The sequence below is a fragment of the Deferrivibrio sp. genome (genome assembly GCF_055117995.1).
In genome coordinates this window covers 1-16,978 of sequence record NZ_JBSQOT010000025.1, presented here as the reverse complement: position 1 = coordinate 16,978, position 16,978 = coordinate 1, and the positions used below count along the sequence as shown (strand labels likewise).

Sequence of the window (16,978 nt, the reverse complement as noted above, 5' to 3'; positions counted from 1 at the left end):
TAAAATCCATAATATTTATGAAACAAACCCTTCTTCAACTAAATTTTTTAATATCGCTTCCTGCAAATCAAACATAATATTCTCTTCTTCCTCAAGAATATGATCAAAACCAAGCAGATGAAGCATCCCATGAATAATCAAAAATGCCGCCTCTCTGTCATTATTTATCTCATTTTCCAGAGCCTGCCTCTTAAGAGTATCAAAAGAAATTACTATATCACCAACAAGATCATTTTCACTGATTTCATCAATTGAAGCATACATTGGGAATGACAGCACATCTGTAGGTTTGTCAATACCTCTGTACTGATTATTCAACTTTCTTATCCCATCATCATTTGTTATCAATACCGATACTTTTACATTTTTGGTTACACCTGCATCAAGAAGAGTCTTTTTGATAACATAACCTATAAATTCGTTACTGAGTCCGCTATTTACTTCGTCGGTCAGATAAATTTCAGTTTCCATTTTTCTTTGCCTCATATAATTCATATGCGTTTATTATTCTCTGCACTAAAGGGTGCCTTATTACATCATTTTTTGTAAAATCCACAAATTTAAGCCCCTCCACATCTTTTAAAATATCTCTCACAACAATGAGCCCTGATTTTTTATCGGAAGGCAAGTCCACCTGAGTAATATCTCCTGTAATAACGGCCTTTGAGTTGAATCCAAGCCTTGTTAAAAACATTTTCATCTGCTCTACTGTTGTGTTTTGAGCTTCATCAAGAATTATAAATGCGTCATTAAGTGTCCTGCCTCTCATAAAGGCAAGAGGAGCAAGTTCAATCACATTCTTTTCTATCAAATGTCCTACTTTTTCAAAATCCATCATATTGTAAAGGGCGTCATAAAGTGGTCTCAAGTATGGATTAATCTTATCCGCAATGTCTCCTGGCAAAAAACCAAGTCTTTCTCCTGCCTCCACAGCAGGCCTTGTCAAAATAATCCTGCTTACTTTTTTATTTAAAAACATATTTACCGCCATTGCAACAGCAAGATATGTTTTTCCTGTTCCTGCAGGCCCTACACCGAAAACAACATCATACTCTTTAATGTACTGCACGTATTTTTTTTGCCTTGTAGTCTTAGGTACAACATTTTTTATCCTTCCGGCCACCTTTATAATATCAGTAAGCACTTCTGATATTTGACTTTTTGTATCTTCAAGTACCATATTCACAGCACTTTCCAGGTCAGACATGGATAGATTGGACTTTAACACTATCTCTCTTAGATTACTAAGGAGTATAATACCTTTTTCTACCTTTTCTTCGCTGCCGCTTAAGTTAAACTCACCACCTCTTACAGCAACCGAAATATCAAGCGCTTTTTGAATAAATTTCAGATACTTGTCTTTATGACCCAAAATAGCGGGGATTAATGGTTCTTCAATTTCAAATACCTTAGTTATCGTCATCTTCACCTCTTTTATTTTCAAAAAGTTCCCTTGCTTTATTAAGCTCTTCTTCTCTTGAGAAAATCTCACCGTCTATCTTCATATCAAGCAGCGTATTTAAAATCTCAGAAAACTTTTTCGATGGCTTATACCCTAATTTTATCAAATCATCGCCAGTTATATTCAATTTTATATTTCTGTAAATATTAAAGTAGTTTTTAATAATATATTCAAACTCACTTCCCAAAATAGCCCCTATAAAAAGGATACTTTCATCATTCATCTCTTTGAACATTTTAGTCACTTCAGAGGCTCTTATTTTTGTGTTTCTTTTAACTTTAATTGCAATATTTTCTGCTTTTACAGAATTTCCAATAAAAAGTCTCTTTTCGAGATGATTGAAATCAAATTTTTTCCCGACATCTTTCAAATCTTTGTATTTCAAATCGCTGAAAAGAATATAAAATCTGCTTATATAAATATCCAGAGATTTCCCAACCTGCACATTGTACCAGCTATAAATTTTTTCAAGATTTTCATACATTTCATACTTTCTTTCACTAAGTGTAATCCCTTTATGCAAAAACTTTAAAATATCATAATCTTTCATTGTTTCAAGGGCTTCCAGGTAATTTTCTTCACTTAAAATATACTTGATTTCCAAAAAAAGCCTTTTACCGATAATCTTATCAAAAAGATTCATATTTACAGCATGTTTCAAAAGCTTTTTGGTATGAGGCCCAATTTCAAAATCAAACCTGACGGCAAATCGTATCGCCCTGAATCCTCTCGAAGGGTCATCTACGAAACTTAAATTATGAAGAACCCTTATTTTCCTATCCTTAATATCCCTTCTGCCACCAAAAAAATCGAGCAAAAGTCCAAATTCTGACCTGTTTAACTTAACTGCCATTGCATTTATTGTAAAATCCCTTCTGTAAAGGTCATTTTTTATTGAAGACGATTCTACCTCCGGAGCTGCTGCCGGAAATGTATAATACTCAGTCCTTGCTGTTGCAAAGTCCAGTCTTACACCATTTTTCAAAATTACCTGTGCAGTGTCAAATTTTTTATGTATTGCAATTTTAGCGTTTTTAATATCAGCATATTTTTTGGCAAATTCAGAAGCACTCCCTTCCACAACAATATCAACATCAAAATTATCATTTTTCATCAAAAGGTCTCTTACAAAACCGCCGACAACATAAACATTTGTTCCAAGTTCTTCAGCATATTCACCAATTTCAAAGAGAAGATTGAAATACTCTTCAGGTAGCCTGTCTTTCAAAAGATTTCTAACGTTAATCTTTTTGCTGAGCATCAGACTATCAGCTCTTGACTTTAAATAGCCTGGAATCCTTGTGGTATCCTCCTTCATCAGCCTTAAAAGGTCTGTCCTTGTAATCACCCCCACAAGCTTTTCATTCTCTACCACAGGAATCAGCTTCTGATTCTTTAAAAGCATTATATCTTCTACAACATTTATATTTTCTTCAGGGGAAACCGTTTCAAACTCTATCTGCATAATATTGCTTACAGGCTCATCTGAAAGCCCATGCTTTATCCCCTGCAAGATATCTTTTCTTGAAATAAGCCCTACCGCTTTTCCGTTTTTTACCACCGGCATCATATTAAGATTATATTTCATAAAAAGATCAAGGGCATCATTGAAAGTCTGGCTGAAAGAAACAAATTTTACAGGCGTTGTCATTATATGTTTTGCAAGCTTCTGGGGTTTTATTATATCCTTTACCAAAACTTTAAGCTTTTCATAAGCTTCATTAAGGGTCATATCTTTTATAATGGCACTTGAAGCTCCGGGATGTCCACCACCACCAAAGCTGTAAGCTAATTCCGAAGTATCTATGTAATCAAGTCTGCTCCTACAAACCAACAAAATGCGATCACCGAGCCTGACCATCATAAAAAATGTGTCAAGATTTTCCATATCCATTATTTTATTTGCAAGCACAGATATTTCCGGGACATATTCATCAAAAGATGCAAATGACAAACCTATTGCAATACCATTTAAAATATACAGACTCATATTTATTATAAGCTCATTTAAAATTATTAGTTGTTCCTTACTCAAGTCTCTTTTGATATATTGCCTGACTTTTGAAAGTTCTCCTCCGTTTGACAAAAGATAATGTAAAGCCATTATATCCATCGGCGTGGTGGAATTAAACGTTAAAAAACCGGTGTCTTCATATATTCCCAACATCAATAAAGTAAGTTCGTTTTGTTGAAGTACCAAATTGTTCTGACTGATTTCATTTACAATTATTGAAGTTGAAGCCCCAACCTCTTTTAAAATGAGTTTGTCGTTGTCAATATCACACTCATTGCCGGTATGATGGTCATAAATATAAACTTTCTGAGCTTTCTTAATCAATTTTTCAAGATAACCAAGCCTGCTTTTAAATTTGCAGTCAGTAATTACCAGAAGCTCAATATTTTCGTTTATATCATCAATTTCACTTTCCATGACAACTTTAAAGCTATCCCTTAAGCCCAAATCATCAAGACAATCAAGAATTACAGAATCTACATTATGACAAAGATATACAAAGTCGCAGTCATAAAGCCTGTAAGCTGCATAACTACTTGATATTGCATCAAAATCAGGATTATGGTGTGTAATTGCTATTTTCAATATTTCCCTCTGAATCTCGGGTGGAATTTTGTTAAAATCTCCCTTGTCTTGTTATCGGTAATGTGTGTATAAATTTCAGTAGTGGATATATTTGAGTGTCCAAGCAAAATTTGTATTGTTCTCAAATCAGCTCCATTTGTCAAAAGGTGCGTTGCAAATGAATGTCTTATGGTATGGGGGGAAACATTTTTATTTATACCAGCCTTTTTACAAGCCTCTTTTATAATATTAAAACACATAACCCTTGATAATTTACCACCGTTTTTATTCAAAAAAAGATAACCGTTATCCCTTCCTTTTATAAGGTAAGTGTGCCTAATATTATAGTAAGAAGGCAAAATTTCAACAAGTTTATTGTAAAGAGGGACTATTCTCTGTTTATTCCCCTTTCCTGTCACTTTGACAAATCCCCTTTTTATATCAATATCCCCAATTTTGATATTTAAAATTTCACTAACTCTGCTACCAGTTGAATAAAGAAATTCTATCAATACCTTATTTCTATACTGAATCGGGTCGCATAGGTCAAATGTATCAAGCAGTTTATCCACTTCATCAAAATTTAAAAATTTAGGAAGTTTATCCCACCCTTTGGGTTTACTTACAAAAGCAACAGGGTTTTTTTCTATTTTCTTTTCCTTTATAAGGAAGTCAAAATATGCAGAAAGCCCCGAGAGTCTTCTTAAAATAGTCTCAATGGAATAATTTTCTTTTTTCAAATAATTCATATAATTTATAATATCCGTACTTTTAATTAAATGTTTTTCCCCCGCAAAATATTCATAAAAATGTTTTACGTCTATGAGATATGACTGAACAGTATTATCAGTAAGCCCAAGCTCATAAGAAAGATAAAGCTTAAAACCCTCTAAATTAAATTCCATAATTTTGGTATCTCCCATGATACATTTTAACCCAATTTACAACAGAAGTCACTTAGATTTGTGGGTGAATGGGTAAATAGGTGAGTAGGTGAATAGGTGAGTGGGTGAGTGGGGTAATTTAGGAGGATAGCTTACCAACAATGTACTTTACATATCAATCAAAAGAATATATTTTCTCTTTGCTGTACAACAACAATAAATGGAGTAAAGATGAATTTTAAAGAATTTGCCCAAAAAAATATTGTAATTTTTGATGGAGCAATGGGTACAACCATCCAATCATACGAACTAAATGAAAGTGATTTTTGCGGCCACCCAAATTGTAATGAATATTTAAACATCTGCCAAGAAAATATTATCTACGAAATACATAAAAATTTCTTTAAGGCTGGCGCCAAAGTGGTTGAGACAAATACATTTGGAGGGACGAGGCTCGTTTTGTCTGAGTTTGGACTTGAGGACAAGGTATTTGAAATAAACTTTAAAGGGGCAAAAATAGCCAAAAAAGCTGCTCTGGAATTTAACGGATATGTTGCAGGCTCAATAGGACCAGGCACAAAATTGCCAAGTTTGGGGCATATATCTTATGATGACCTTTTTGAAATGTATGTTGAACAGGCGGATGCCCTTATAGATGGCGGTGTAGACCTATTTATAATTGAAACTTGCCAGGATTTGCTTCAGGTAAAAGCAGCAATAAATGCTGTAACTCATTCAATGAAAAATAAAAACATTGAACTTCCGATTATGGTTTCATTGACTCTCGAACAAAACGGCACCATGCTCCTTGGCTCAGACATTTCAGCAATAGTTGCTACACTTTCTGACTACCCTGTATTCTCACTTGGCATAAATTGTTCTCTTGGACCTGATATGATGGAAAAATTTATCTCTGATTTTAGAAAAATATATAATGGCAGACTATCCTGTATCCCAAATGCAGGACTTCCAGAAACGATTAATGGAAAGTTTGTGTACAATATGACACCGGATAAAATGGCTGATATTGTTTATAATCTTGTCAAAAAATACGACCTGGATATAATTGGCGGCTGCTGTGGGACCACTTATGAACATATAAAAAAAATAAGTGAAAAAGTAAAAGATATAAAACCCTCACCAAAACCTTTTAAAATTTCGGCAAGAGGTATGGTTTCAAGCCTTTATACCGGCTCAAGCCTTACACAGGATCCTCCCCCTGCAATTATTGGTGAAAGAGCAAATGCAAATGGAAGCAAAGCTTTCAGAGAGCTTTTATTAAAAGAAGATTTTGACGGAATGCTCAAGATTGCAAAAGATCAGGAAGGTTCATCACACCTTATAGATGTCTGCGTGGCTTATGCCGGAAGAAATGAATTAAAAGATATTGCAAAATTTGTATCCCTGCTCAATCAAAAGTTGATTGCCCCTATTGTAATTGACTCTACCGAGCCACCTGCAATCCTTGAAGCACTTAAAAGATATGCTGGCAAACCAGTGATAAACTCAATAAACCTTGAAGACGGTGGAGAAAAACTTCACAAAATTTTAAACATAGTCAAACAATTCCCAGCTGCGGTCATAGCCCTTACCATTGACGAAAAAGGGATGGCTATGGATGCAAATGGCAAATTTGAAATAGCACAGAAAATATATGATATATGGGTAAATGAGTATAATCTTAACCCGGAAGACTTGATTTTTGATCCTCTTACGTTTTCGATAGGAAGTGGAGACAAAACTTTAAGGTATGCTGCCCTTGAGACAATTGAAGCAATAAAAATGATAAAAAATCGCCTAAAAGGGGCAAAAACAGTCCTTGGTGTAAGCAACGTCTCATTCGGACTTTCCCCCGCAAGCAGGGTGATTCTCAACTCTGTATTCTTATCCCGCGCTGTAAAATCGGGGCTTGACATGGCTATTGTTCATGCAACAAAAGTAATCCCTGAAAGCAGTATAAATCCAACCGAATTAAAACTTTGCAATAACCTTATTGATGGCAAAGAAAATGCTCTTGATGAATTTATAGAATATTTTTCAAAGCAAAGTGGCAATACTGTCGATAAAGTAGTTGATGTAAATCTTTCTGATGAAGAAAAACTTAAATCAAAACTTATAAAAGGGGATTTGACAGAGCTTGAGTCTTTGCTGGACAGTCTTCTTATCAATTTCAAACCTGTTGATATTATCAATAAAATCCTTATGCCTGCCATGCAGGAGGTTGGTGAGCTTTTTGGAAGTGGAAAAATGCTTCTTCCTTTCGTACTTCAATCTGCAGAAGTAATGAAAAAATCGGTAAATTATCTTGAGAGGTTTATGGAAAAAAACACTTCCGAGGTTAAAGGAAAAATTGTTCTTGCAACTGTAAAGGGGGATGTACACGATATTGGAAAAAATCTTGTTGATATAATATTAAGTAATAACGGTTATGAAGTATATAACCTTGGAATAAAGGTTGAAGTGCAGGATATGATTAAAAAAGCTCAGGAAGTAAACGCGGATGCAATTGGGATGAGCGGTCTTTTAGTCAAATCAACACTCATTATGAAAGAAAATCTTGAAGAGATAAGTAAGCATAACATGAATCTAAAAATCCTTTTAGGGGGAGCAGCCCTCACTGAAGGATATGTAGTAAATGAATGTGAGCCGATTATCCCTGGAGCAGTTTTCTATTGCAGGGATGCCTTCAATGCAATTACCTATCTTTCAGAAGAAAAAGTTACAGTTAGAAAAGCAAGTAAATCAAATAAAGATAAAAAATCTACTCTAAAATCAGAAAATACTCGTATCGATAGGACAGTTAATCTTAACATAAACCCGCCATTTATAGGCTATAGAAGTGTAGAGGATATAAAAATCAGAGAATTTAGCAACTATATAAATAAATATACACTATTTACCACAAGATGGGGCTTTAAGAAAAATAACATGACTGAAAGTGAATTCGATGAAGTTTTAAACACCACAAATGACACTTTTAATCAAATGTTAGAAACAGTAATTAGTGAAAACATTATAGTCCCTAAGGTTAGTTACGGATACTTTTACTGCAAGGCTGAAAATAATGCTTTAAAAATTTATGACGAATCAAAGTCAGAGATAGCAAAATTTGAATTTCCAAGACAGGCCAAAGAGCCGTATCTTTGTCTCTCAGACTATTTTAAAGATGATGAATTTGATATTTTACCTATGCAGGTAGTAACTATTGGTGAAAAAACAGTAGAGTTTTGCAAAAAGTTACACGATGAATCAAAATATAAAGATTATTTTCTTTATCACGGACTTTTTACAGAGATTACAGAGGCATTAGCAGAATATTGGCATCTTAAAATAAGAAAAGAGTTAAAGATTGATAATGAATATGATAAAAATATTGAATCAATCTTAAGGCAAAAGTATCAAGGTAAAAGATACAGCTTCGGCTATCCGTCATGTCCTGACTTACAAGGGAATGAAACTATAGGGAAGTTGTTAAATATGAAATCAATCGGCGTAAACCTTACGGAGACATTTTTGATGGTGCCTGAATTTTCCACAAGCGCAATTATTCTTTACAATCCTAACGCTGAATATTTTACGGAGTGAATATGTTTTTTAATAGAAAAAAGGTAGCATTAGCGCTGGGTAGTGGCTCGGCAAAAGGGCTTGCACATATTGGAGTAATCAACGCACTAAGTGAAAAAAAATATCAGATTGATGCCATTGCAGGTACAAGTATCGGAGCAGTTATTGGTGCTTACTACGCATTTGGCAAGCTTGAAGATTATAAAAATTATGTTTTATCATTGGACAAAAGGAAGGTATTCTCACTTTTTGACATAAACCTATTCCCTTCCAAAGGGCTTATGGATGGAGATAAAATTTGTAAATTTTTAATGTCTACATTAGGCGAACAAAACATAGAGGATGCTGATATTAAACTAATGATAGTCGCTACCGACCTTAATACAGGTGAGCCAGTAGTTTTTGAAAAAGGGAGTCTGATTGATGCGATTAGGGCAAGTATCTCTATCCCCGGTATATTTACCCCTGCAACAATTAATGGTAGCATATACGTTGATGGGGCAGTGAGTATGCCTTTACCAAATGAAGTTTTAAGGGAAAAAGGTTACAAGAGAATAGTTTCCATAAATCTTAACAAACATCTTTCAAATAATATTAATGGTGATTTGCCTAATATTGTTACAACATTATACAAGTCTTTCAGCATTATGAATTATTATCAAACAAAATACTCATTGGAATGCCACCCACCTAAAATTTTAATAGAGCCTAACCTTAAAAATATAGGTATGTTTGACTATCACAAGGCAAAAATTATTATAGAAGAAGGGTACAGAGCAGCAATAAAAGTCATTTAGGGCGGTTAGCTCAGTTGGATAGAGCGTAGGTCTCCGGAACCTAAGGTGGGGAGTTCGACCCTCCCACCGCCCGTTATTTTGTAGTTGACAATAAATAAATTAATAACTATATCATCATTCTGACATTATTTTGCCCAAGTGGTGGAATTGGTAGACACGCAGGATTCAGGATCCTGTGGGATTTCACCCGTGGGGGTTCGAGTCCCCCCTTGGGCATTTTTGGTATTCTTTGAACTTATTCATAATCGTTACAGTAAGGTTATTCATTAGCAACTTTCTTATATTAAGGCTTAGTATTTTAACAATTGTAAAAAAATCAGGAATCTTTAAAAGATGCTTCCAATATAAAACAGCTTCAATTTACCACAGGCAATAAAATATCAAAAACAGTGCCAACCCCTGGGGTAGATTTGCAATTTATTGTTCCATCAAGTTTTTTTATTACGGAATAAGCAATTGAAAGCCCTATTCCGTCGTGACCATCTTTTGTTGAATAAAAAGGGTCGTATATTTTTGATAAACTTTCGCTGGAAATTCCTATCCCTTCATCCTTGACAGAAAGTTTTATATATTCCCCACCTTTAAGTGAATAGCTATTGCTATCATCAAGTTTAATCTTTTGGGAAGAAACTGTCAACTTACCTCCATCAGGCATTGATTGGACAGCATTATTAAGAATACCTTCAACAGCTAACCTAAATTGCGCCTCATCAATTTCAGATATCGAGCTTGTATTTACAATATTTTCAACTGTATATTTCGGATTTTCAATATTTTTGATAATTTCATTTACAATATTCTCCACATTGCAATAACTCTTCTCAATATACCCACCAGCTGAAAATGTGATAAGCCTGGCAGTAAGGCTTCTAACTTTGTCAATCAGAAGCTGGACTTTATTAAGCATTTCTTTCGTATAAAGCTCCTTTGAATGGTAACTGGCAATAGAAGTATAATTAAAAATACCTGTCATAAGATTATTAAAATTGTGTGCAATGCCAGCAGCAAGGACTCCGAGAGATTCAAGACGAGCATTATTTTCACCCACTCTCTGCTCTTTTCTTAATTTAGAAATATCTCTGATAAATGTTACAAATGTTCCATCCGGCATCTGTTTGGAATTTGATTGAATAGTAACAATATCACCATTTTTCTTTTTGATCTCCCGTTCAGATATCACAGCCTCACCCTTTTTAAGAAGGTCATATCTCAAAGGCCTTTCCTTTAGAGATTCTTCAGTAAAAAGTATTGAAATATTTTTATTTAAAATATCTTTTGCAGAATAACCGGTTATCTCTTCAGCTTTATCATTTACGTAAATAATATTCCCTTTTGGGTCTCCCATCAAAAAACATTCAGGTGCCAAATCTATTATTGTTTTGAAATTATTTTTATTATCTGCCATTGTCGCTTTTGCCGACTCAATATCTGTAATATCGGTTGCAAGCCCGATTACTCCCGTCTGCCCGACGTTATCCTCAATATAGGGAGAAAAAATAACGTCAAAACACAAATCATTAACTTTAATTTTCTTCTTTACTGTTTCCCCTTGAAGTGCAATTTTAACTGATTTAACTATATCAGGATAGTCTTTATAGACATCATAGACTGAAAGACCAACAATCTCACCTGCCTTAAGTCCCAGCCTTTTTAAAGCCAAACCCTCAGAAAGCACAAACTTACCATCTAAATCTATAAGGAAAATTACGCCATGAATATTTTTTAAAATAAAACTCAGTTGTTCTTTCATATAATAAACTATTGTAATTTTAATTGTTATACAAGACTTTTTTAGTTAATATTTACAAAGAAGGATAATTTTAGTTTACAACTTTGCTTGACTAAAACAAGGCTGTATATTATGGATTAGAAAAAATAACTCTTGTATAAAGGAAAATACAGATGATTGATTTACATACACATTCAACCTACTCTGACGGAACTTTTACCCCAGAAAAATTATGTAGACTTGCAGAGACTAAAAACATAAAAATATTGGCACTGACTGACCATGATACTATAGACGGCATTGATGACTTTTTATGCTGTGAATCTAATCTTAAAAAAATACCGGGTGTTGAAATAAGCCTTGAAATTAAAAATGGAACTTTTCATATGTTGGGCTTGTTCGTTAATCACAAATACGGACCATTAAGAGAAAATCTGAGCAGGCTAAAAACTTATCGTAAGCAGAGAAATGAAAAAATATTAAACAAGCTATCTGATTTTTTTCATGAAAAGATAACACAAGAGCAGATATCACATGATAACAAAGGGGAGTTAGGACGTCCGCATATTGCCAAATTCCTAGTAAAAAAAGGTATAGTATCATCTGTTGAAGAAGCATTTGAAAAATATTTAGCAAAAGGAAAGCCTTTTTACGAAAGCAAAGAAAAGCTCAATACTGACGACGCTATCAAATTAATTATTGAATCAGGTGGAATCCCGGTAATTGCACATCCGATAACTTTGGGGCTTGATAATGAAAAGTTTGACACCTTTATAAGACAATTAGTGGACTTAGGATTAAAAGGGATAGAAGCGATATGTCCGCTGCATTCAAAAGAGGATTGCAAACATTATATAGAAATTGCCAAAAAGTATGACTTGCTTGTTACAGGCGGGAGCGACTTCCACGGAGATAATAAGGACAATGTTACCCTTGGCAATTTAGGTAGTTGTACGTTACCAGCAGAATACCTTAATAAGATTGAAAAAATAAAAGGCAGGTAACCCTGCCTTTTAACTTTCTATATATTTTTCAATATTGTCTCTCATAACCCATATTCCACAAGGGCAGACACCGGCACAAATACCACACCCAATACATTTATTAGAATCACTTAAATATTCAAAGTTGCCATCAGATTTCTCTATCCTGCTAATTGCCTGCTCGGGGCAAACTTCTTCACAGAAATGACAATCACGACAAAAACCGCAACTCATACACCTTTTTGTTTCATCCTCTGTCTGCATTTTAGAAACAGCCTGAGCATTCATAGGGTGATAATACTCATTTTTTACCTTATCCTGAGGTATTTTAGGTGCCTTTTCAAACTTACTGAGAGTTATCCCTTTAAACATTCTATCAATATTGAGAGCAACCTTCCTACCATCACCAAGTGCATGAGTAAAAAGCCCTAATTTTATTGCATCTCCCGGCACAAATATCTTTGGATTAACAGTTGACTGTAAATATTCATTGATTAACACTCTTCCCTTCTCATCCAGGTATTCCCTTTCAAGCATTGAGAAATCAGGCCTGTCCCCGATAGACACAATAACGGTATCTGCAGGTATCAAAGTGCCATCTTTCAGCACGACCCCTTTATCAGTGATCTTTTCGGTAAAGCAAGGCCATAATATTTCAGCGCCTAATTTTTTGGCATGCTCAATCTCTTTTTCAAAAGCAGCAGGTTTTTGAATATCAATAGCTACAACTTTTTCTGCACCCATTTCATAAGCACCAATCACCACATCCATCCCGGCATTGCCCGCACCGATTACCACAACATTTTTTCCAACTTTTGGTTTTTCACCTTTATTTATTGCCTTTAAGAAATCAAGCCCTTTGACAAGCCTCTCACTCCCTTCAACAGGCAAAACAATCGGATTATGAGCCCCCACAGCCAAGACTATTGCGTCAAACTCTTTATCAAGCTCTTTTAACTTTTTCTTGTCAACGTTAACATTTGTATGGGCAATCACCCCGGTATCAAGCACTCTCTGAATCTCAGTCTCAAGAATCTTTCTATCGAGTCTTTCTTCGGGAATAACCTGCATTAACTTACCGCCAAGCACACTGTCTTTTTCAAACACTTCAACATGATAGCCCATAAGTCTTAACTGATATGCACAAGCAAGGCCTGATGCACCTGAGCCGATTACCGCTACCTTTTCATCTTTTGTGGTTTCACATTTTTTTGCTTTAATTTCGGCACTTAGTAGCCCCAATTCCTTAATCCTAACCGGCAAATCCACATACAACCTTGTACATTCATCCATACAAAGATTTGGACAAACCTGCCCGCAAACAGATGCGGGGAATGGGCTGTAGTCAAGCACCATCTCCAAGGCCTCTTTAACCTTATTTTGTCTCAAAAGTGAAATCCTCTTTTGAGTCGGTATATATGTAGGGCAATTATATTCACAAGGGGCGGAATAGTTGGCATTTAACCACTCAGGGTATCTTAACCTTAAATCTTTCCTTTCTACAAACTCTGCTACTTCGTAGTTATCATAAAGCAAATCTCCGAATATCCCACCTTCAACCCACTTGTTTTTCCTAAATTCATTTATTGCCATAAAAGACTTGTGTGCTCTCTCTTCATATGTCTTTGCAACAATCTTTTTCCAATCTTTTCTTTTTGAAATCTTACCGAGTGCGCCAGGCCTTTCAATTTTCTCTAAAAAGACAGGTAGATTTTTATCCAAAAATTCCCAGTCATCATCAGTTAAATCCATCAACCACACATCATCTGATAAATCCTTCACATTCCCCCTAACATAAATCGTCCCGCCTACCATGCCAACACAGCTTCTGTAGCCTAAAACAGATTCCATCTCCTCACAGTCATATCCGCAGACGACCGCAATCCCACCACCCATAAATTCAAAGCTAAAAGAACCGGTATTTTTTAATACCCAAAATTCAGGTCTTGGAAACTTCGGGTCATATTTCATCATAGCACCTGAGCGAGTGCCGACGCGCCCACCTATAAAAATTTTACCGGTTGCAGCGCAATGAGCTGTGGTATCGCCTCCATCACCTTTAACAATAATTTCGGCTCCGGCATTAAGCCAGCCGACATCTGCCGGAGCTGGACCATCCACAATAATCGTAGTCCCCTGCATCCCCATCGAACCAACTCTCTGACCCGGATTTTTGACTACAAATTTTAATGGTTTCCCATCTTTTGACCACAACGGCCCACCAATGTCATGCTGGCCGCAGCCATCCACAACTATTTCATTAATCCCTTTATCCAAAGCTTGATATATTTCTTGCAAAAGAGTTTGTGTAGAAATCCTTTTGCCATTTCTTATCCCTTCAATATAAATCTTCTTACTCATCACAATCCCCCAAGTTAACAAGCATAATTTATATCTAATCTTTCAGCTACAGACTTATCTGTGGAGATAAGTGCATCAGATCTGCCGACAGGCAAAGAGCTGTTACCTACAGGTGCCATCAATTTTTTAAGCTCATGGTCAACTGCGATAAAGTAATTTACAATATTTTCAGCGACTTTATCTATATCGAGCCTTTTAACAAGTGTCGGATTTTGAGTACATATACCTACCGGACAAAGCCCTGTATTGCATGCATTACATTTGCCCATATCATTGCCTACACAGCCTGCCAATTGGAGCATAAGTTTGCCGGTAAATATCCCGTTTGCACCGAGGCAAATCATTTTAAAAGCATCCGCTGCCAAGTTCCAATTCTTACCCATTCCACCTGCTGCCCAAAGAGGTATCTGCCCTTGTTTACCTTGGTGAAGTGCAGCTTTGTAGCAGTCTCTTAACTTTGAAACAATCGGATGACCGGTATGATCAAGGGATATTTCATGAGCGGCACCGGTACCACCATCTATACCGTCAAGAAAGAATCCTCCTACGATATTATACGGGTCTCGTAATAAGTTATTGTAAACTGAAACACTTGTAGCACTTGCTGCAACCTTTATCGCAACAGGCACCCTAAATTTAAATGCTGCATTAAAAGATAAAAACATCTTTTGAACACTTTCCTCTATGGAATAAAGCCCCTGATGATTTGGAGGGCTCAAAAGGTCTGCTTTTGGCACACCCCTAATTTCCTGAATATGCTTGGCTACTTTTTTTGCCATCAAAAGTCCGCCGTCGCCCGGTTTTGCACCTTGACCTATTTTTATAAGCACACCTGCAGGATCTTCCACCATATGAGGCATAGCATTTACAATTCTGTTCCACCCAAAGTGACCTGAGGCTATTTGCAAAATAATGTATTTTAAAAATCTTGATTTTAGAAGCCTGACAGGGACTCCACCTTCACCTGAGCACATCCTGATAGGGATGCCAACCTCTTCATTTAGATATGCCGTAGCTATGGCAAGAGCTTCCCACATCCTCCAAGAAAGCGCTCCAATAGACATATCACCTATTATTATAGGGTAAATCCATCTTACGGGTGGCAAGTTATTCTTCAAAACAAGTTTGCCACAGCTGTCAACCTCAAGAGGAATCTCATTCGGAGCAAGCACTCTTCCAAAGGGTGCTCTCATGTCAAAAGTATGCCTCTGCGCATCTAATGATGGGTCAGTCATCTGAGAAATTCTACCCACTTTGATTTTATCCAATGTCCTGCCATCAGTTTCAAGATTTGAGCGACCTCCCCTTTTAAATGGGTCGGCAACAGTTGCCCTATATTTTGCCTGAAATCTATGATCGGAGTTTCTGACAGGCTTAATGGCATCATTAGGGCACACCTTTTCACAAATCCCACAACCTCTGCAAAAATTATATTCACTTATAACCTGCTTGATTACAGGTATCGTCTGAAAATATACCTTTGGATTAGGCGTAATATCTTCGCTTACTACTTTTCTTCTTTTCTCTACCTTTGCTTCAATAGCCTGAAACGGGCAGGAAGCAACACACTTGCCACACAAAGTACATCTGTCGTGTTTATAATCTATTTGCCAAAACAAATCATCTTTTGCCAGTTGATTAACTTTTACTGTTGCCATCTTACTACCTCCAGCTCATCATTAATCACAACCATCTCCCTCTCCCCGGGGTAAATATCATCCTGCCAGTCACGATTAGGCAGAATATCATTAATTCCTGTAACCTCAGAAGTTATAACCACGGTATTCTCATCTCTGCCTACCACAACTGGTCTTAATTTTTTTGAGTCACAACAAGTAAATAGTGTTCCATCAGGCAAAACACCAATTATAGTATTTGGTCCATTTATTTCCAAATGAGCAAGACTTGCCCTGATATTTGCAAGTATGTGTCCGTCTTCCCGTTGAGAGAGCTCTTCAAAAGGGATAGGAGTTATTGTGTGTTTATAATAAATTAAAGGCCACTTAAGTTTCTTATGCACATAATGTAAAGTATATAAAAAGCACTGAGAGTCAGACTCAAAACCTATGTAACCTTTATAAAGCTTCTTTTGTAAGTTTTTATTTTTCTCGTAAAATGTGTTTTCACCATTAGCAAGTGCTGTGTAACCCTGAAGAAAAAACGGGTGTGCCGCATACCTTACAATATCATAATTTGTATTTTGCCTACACTGAGCAGTAATAATCTTAGCCTTAAAGTAGTCGTTTTCTTCCCAAAGATTAAAATATTCGCCAATATCTGACGGGTCACCAATCTCTTTAAGCGTCAAAACATCAGGCCAAAACGAGTAAACATAACCAAGATCCTGAGTCTCTAGCTCATGCCTAATTGCAAGGCGCATATCCACCAAAAGTTCCTCTTTCTCTTCTTGCGGAGCATAATTATACAACTTTGGATATTGATACACTTGAAATACGTAGTTTGGCATCGGCTCAATCTTAAGCCCAGGCTTTGGAAATACTTGAGGAGCCCACTGAAAAAGCCTTACAAAACCTTTTCTATGTAATATATCTTCAGCTACCTTTATCCCTTCATCAGTGCAAGCCATTGACAAGATAGGAAGCCCCTTATAGCCTTCAAA

The 16,978-nt window shown here is 36.0% G+C and carries 11 protein-coding genes and 2 tRNA genes; 5 read left to right on the top strand and 8 right to left on the bottom strand.

The genetic code is table 11. The features are described 5' to 3' along the window. Positions 1-15: 15 nt before the first annotated feature. From ybeY to xerA, 4 genes are read right to left on the bottom strand one after another with little or no spacing between them, the layout of a single operon-like run. Positions 16-471: an rRNA maturation RNase YbeY gene (gene ybeY / locus ACTCAF_RS07620; protein WP_463062699.1), complete on the bottom strand. Its 456-nt coding sequence runs from the start codon at positions 469-471 to the stop codon at positions 16-18. Next, on the bottom strand, positions 461-1,423 hold the full coding sequence (locus tag ACTCAF_RS07615) for a PhoH family protein (protein ID WP_463062698.1): 963 nt from the start codon (positions 1,421-1,423) through the stop codon (positions 461-463). The genes ybeY and ACTCAF_RS07615 overlap by 11 nt, the downstream gene beginning before the upstream one ends. Beyond that, a complete protein-coding gene (locus ACTCAF_RS07610) occupies positions 1,410-4,061 on the bottom strand; it encodes a CBS domain-containing protein (protein WP_463062697.1) in 2,652 nt (883 codons plus the stop codon). The genes ACTCAF_RS07615 and ACTCAF_RS07610 overlap by 14 nt, the downstream gene beginning before the upstream one ends. Beyond that, on the bottom strand, positions 4,058-4,945 hold the full coding sequence (gene xerA / locus ACTCAF_RS07605; RefSeq protein ID WP_463062696.1) for a site-specific tyrosine recombinase/integron integrase: 888 nt from the start codon (positions 4,943-4,945) through the stop codon (positions 4,058-4,060). The genes ACTCAF_RS07610 and xerA overlap by 4 nt, the downstream gene beginning before the upstream one ends. Positions 4,946-5,155: 210 nt before the next feature. On the opposite strand from xerA, the gene metH reads away from it, so the two are divergent. The 4 genes from metH (at position 5,156) to ACTCAF_RS07585 (ending at position 9,501) form a co-directional block, all read left to right on the top strand. Beyond that, the gene (gene metH, locus ACTCAF_RS07600) at positions 5,156-8,509 is read left to right on the top strand and encodes a methionine synthase (protein ID WP_463062695.1); all 3,354 of its coding nucleotides are present in this window, start codon (positions 5,156-5,158) and stop codon (positions 8,507-8,509) included. Between the two features lie 2 nt (positions 8,510-8,511). Continuing rightward, positions 8,512-9,285, top strand: coding sequence for a patatin-like phospholipase family protein (locus tag ACTCAF_RS07595; RefSeq protein WP_463062694.1), 774 nt, complete (start codon positions 8,512-8,514; stop codon positions 9,283-9,285). Next, positions 9,285-9,358: transfer RNA gene (locus ACTCAF_RS07590), tRNA-Arg, on the top strand. The genes ACTCAF_RS07595 and ACTCAF_RS07590 overlap by 1 nt, the downstream gene beginning before the upstream one ends. Positions 9,359-9,417: 59 nt before the next feature. Then, positions 9,418-9,501, top strand: a tRNA-Leu gene (locus tag ACTCAF_RS07585). A 139-nt stretch (positions 9,502-9,640) separates the two neighbouring features. Here the strand turns inward: ACTCAF_RS07585 and ACTCAF_RS07580 are convergent. Beyond that, positions 9,641-11,035 carry a two-component system sensor histidine kinase NtrB gene (locus ACTCAF_RS07580; RefSeq protein WP_463062693.1) on the bottom strand — a complete coding sequence of 465 codons (1,395 nt, stop codon included), beginning with the start codon at positions 11,033-11,035 and terminating at the stop codon, positions 9,641-9,643. Between the two features lie 152 nt (positions 11,036-11,187). On the opposite strand from ACTCAF_RS07580, the gene ACTCAF_RS07575 reads away from it, so the two are divergent. After that, positions 11,188-12,018, top strand: a complete 831-nt coding sequence (locus ACTCAF_RS07575) for a PHP domain-containing protein (protein ID WP_242819855.1) — start codon at positions 11,188-11,190, stop codon at positions 12,016-12,018. Positions 12,019-12,027: 9 nt separating this feature from the next. Here ACTCAF_RS07575 and ACTCAF_RS07570 read toward each other — a convergent pair whose 3' ends face one another. From ACTCAF_RS07570 to ACTCAF_RS07560, 3 genes are all read right to left on the bottom strand, one after another. Next, positions 12,028-14,358: an FAD-dependent oxidoreductase gene (locus ACTCAF_RS07570; RefSeq protein WP_463062692.1), complete on the bottom strand. Its 2,331-nt coding sequence runs from the start codon at positions 14,356-14,358 to the stop codon at positions 12,028-12,030. 14 nt (positions 14,359-14,372) lie between these two features. Next, positions 14,373-16,016: a glutamate synthase-related protein gene (locus ACTCAF_RS07565; RefSeq protein ID WP_463062691.1), complete on the bottom strand. Its 1,644-nt coding sequence runs from the start codon at positions 16,014-16,016 to the stop codon at positions 14,373-14,375. Further along, positions 16,004-16,978 (bottom strand): class II glutamine amidotransferase domain-containing protein (locus ACTCAF_RS07560; RefSeq protein ID WP_463062690.1); only part of this gene is annotated, 975 nt, incomplete at its 5' end. The genes ACTCAF_RS07565 and ACTCAF_RS07560, both read right to left, overlap by 13 nt.

What these genes read in the sequence shown, in the direction of transcription:
- ybeY (WP_463062699.1), bottom strand. Translation starts at nt 471, where the DNA reads ATGGAAACTGAAATTTATCTGACCGACGAAGTAAATAGCGGACTCAGT.
- ACTCAF_RS07615 (WP_463062698.1), bottom strand. Translation starts at nt 1,423, where the DNA reads ATGACGATAACTAAGGTATTTGAAATTGAAGAACCATTAATCCCCGCT.
- xerA (WP_463062696.1), bottom strand. Translation starts at nt 4,945, where the DNA reads ATGGAATTTAATTTAGAGGGTTTTAAGCTTTATCTTTCTTATGAGCTT.
- metH (WP_463062695.1), top strand. Translation starts at nt 5,156, where the DNA reads ATGAATTTTAAAGAATTTGCCCAAAAAAATATTGTAATTTTTGATGGA.
- ACTCAF_RS07595 (WP_463062694.1), top strand. Translation starts at nt 8,512, where the DNA reads ATGTTTTTTAATAGAAAAAAGGTAGCATTAGCGCTGGGTAGTGGCTCG.
- ACTCAF_RS07580 (WP_463062693.1), bottom strand. Translation starts at nt 11,035, where the DNA reads ATGAAAGAACAACTGAGTTTTATTTTAAAAAATATTCATGGCGTAATT.
- ACTCAF_RS07575 (WP_242819855.1), top strand. Translation starts at nt 11,188, where the DNA reads ATGATTGATTTACATACACATTCAACCTACTCTGACGGAACTTTTACC.
- ACTCAF_RS07570 (WP_463062692.1), bottom strand. Translation starts at nt 14,358, where the DNA reads ATGAGTAAGAAGATTTATATTGAAGGGATAAGAAATGGCAAAAGGATT.
- ACTCAF_RS07565 (WP_463062691.1), bottom strand. Translation starts at nt 16,016, where the DNA reads ATGGCAACAGTAAAAGTTAATCAACTGGCAAAAGATGATTTGTTTTGG.